This window comes from Pseudomonas sp. PS01299, from assembly GCF_029960145.1.
In the GTDB taxonomy this organism is placed as follows: domain Bacteria; phylum Pseudomonadota; class Gammaproteobacteria; order Pseudomonadales; family Pseudomonadaceae; genus Aquipseudomonas; species Aquipseudomonas putida_A.
The window spans coordinates 1-1,640 of record NZ_JASCPO010000471.1; the positions used below are offsets into that span (position 1 = coordinate 1).

The 1,640-nt window shown below is 54.3% G+C and carries 2 protein-coding genes; both read left to right on the top strand.

Annotation, left to right across the window (positions count from 1 at the left end; genetic code table 11):
- The first annotated feature begins 142 nt into the window (after positions 1-142).
- Positions 143-646 (top strand): GNAT family N-acetyltransferase, encoded by a 504-nt coding sequence (locus QMX91_RS31060; protein WP_282413903.1) that lies wholly within the window; start codon positions 143-145, stop codon positions 644-646.
- A gap of 511 nt (positions 647-1,157) precedes the next feature.
- Complete coding sequence (locus tag QMX91_RS31065; RefSeq protein ID WP_007966852.1) at positions 1,158-1,487, top strand: hypothetical protein; 330 nt, start codon at positions 1,158-1,160, stop codon at positions 1,485-1,487.
- Positions 1,488-1,640: the final 153 nt, after the last annotated feature.

The window sequence follows — 1,640 nt, forward strand, 5'->3', positions numbered from 1 at the left end:
GATTTATCCCCGATGGGCTGCGAAGCGGCCCCAGCTTTTACTTAAACAAGAGGACTGCTGCGCAATCCATCGGGGATAAATCCCCTCACCACAAGGTATGAGTCGACAATACTGAAGTCGCAATCTTCAGGAATTCCCCCCAATGTCCACCATCGAACTGCACCCCGCCCACCGCGACGAACTGCAAACCATCGAAAACCTCATGCAGTTCTACATGTACGACTTCAGCCAATGGCTACCACTGAAGCTCGGCGAACATGGCTTCTTCAGCATTCAGCCGAAAGACGACTACTGGCGCAATCCAGCTACCCAACCGTTCCTGATCTGCGTCGACGGTGAACTGGCCGGCTTCGTGACCGTGGATGACGAAACCCACATCGACGGCGCCGAACACAACATCGGCTACTTTTTCCTCTCCCGACGCTATCGTGGCCAAGGCGTCGCGCAGTTTGTCGTCTCTGCCCTCTTGAGCCGTCTGCCCGGTCAATGGCAGATTTTCCACATCGACGCCAACCTGCCTGCGCAGCGCTTCTGGGCCAGGTTGATCCCCGAATTGACTGGCGGCGCATTCACCCGCCAACAGCGCGCCGTGGACGGTTACCCCTGCACCTTCTACGTCCTGCGCGCCCCCGCATCCGTTGCCTGAACGGATCTTTTCTCATTCCAAAACCGCTTTGTCCGACAATATGTAGTGAACAAAAATAATCACTACAAAACCGTTGACGGCACCGTTTTGCTTTTGCATGATGAAGACGTTCCCCGATCGGGAACATCGGTAACACGCTTGAGCAAGCTCGTCTGACCGCCGAGTTGTTTTTTCCGGATACACGCTGCCCACAAGGCAGATTGAAGAAGCTGACCTGGCCTGAACGTCCAGTACAAGGACGAGAAGCGCTGGCGAAAATTCTCAAGACGCTTGTGGTCGACCCTGAAAACGTCGTCAAGGAGCCTCCCGGTTTTCGCTGCTTCTCCTCGTTGTGACGCTATTGCGTAGCAGTTATTCAACACGACTACATGCAACAGATGCATGACCCCGTATTTCACACGGGCGACCGCTGACGTCCTGGTTTCGGTGCCAGGGATCAACTAACCGATGGGCTACCTGTATTAGCGAATCAACTTTGAAAGATCACCAGACTGGTCAAGGGGCAAACACCATGAATCTGAACAATCAACCTACTATCGAAGAACTGGCTCGTATGTTCGCTGCGCAAAAAGACAGCCACGACAGCCACATTCTCTGGATCAGCAAGTCGGGTCAGGTGCATATCGACTGCCTGTCGCCCCACGCTGGTGAAGAAGAATTCGACCGCAGCAACCAGAACCTGCTGGCCCGCCTGAAGATGTACCGCCGCGGCCACGGTTATGTCGGCAAGAAAGCTGCGGCCGACAAGGACTTCATCGGCAATGTGCTGCAGACGCTGAAACAGGCGTGGGATTCGATGCAGAACAAGAATGAAGTTCGGGTGATTGACCGGTTCTACTGAGTTACAACTTCAATAAATAAAAGGGGCCTGCTTCCAACAGAAGCAGGCCCTTTTTATATCCGCAATTCACACACAATCCTGTGGGAGCGGGCTTGCTCGCGAATGGGCCGGGTCAGTCACCATCACCTCAACTGAGACACCGCATTCGCGAGC

Bases quoted from the DNA above. Each gene is read 5' to 3' on its own strand.
- QMX91_RS31060 (WP_282413903.1), top strand. From the start codon at position 143: ATGTCCACCATCGAACTGCACCCCGCCCACCGCGACGAACTGCAAACC.
- QMX91_RS31065 (WP_007966852.1), top strand. From the start codon at position 1,158: ATGAATCTGAACAATCAACCTACTATCGAAGAACTGGCTCGTATGTTC.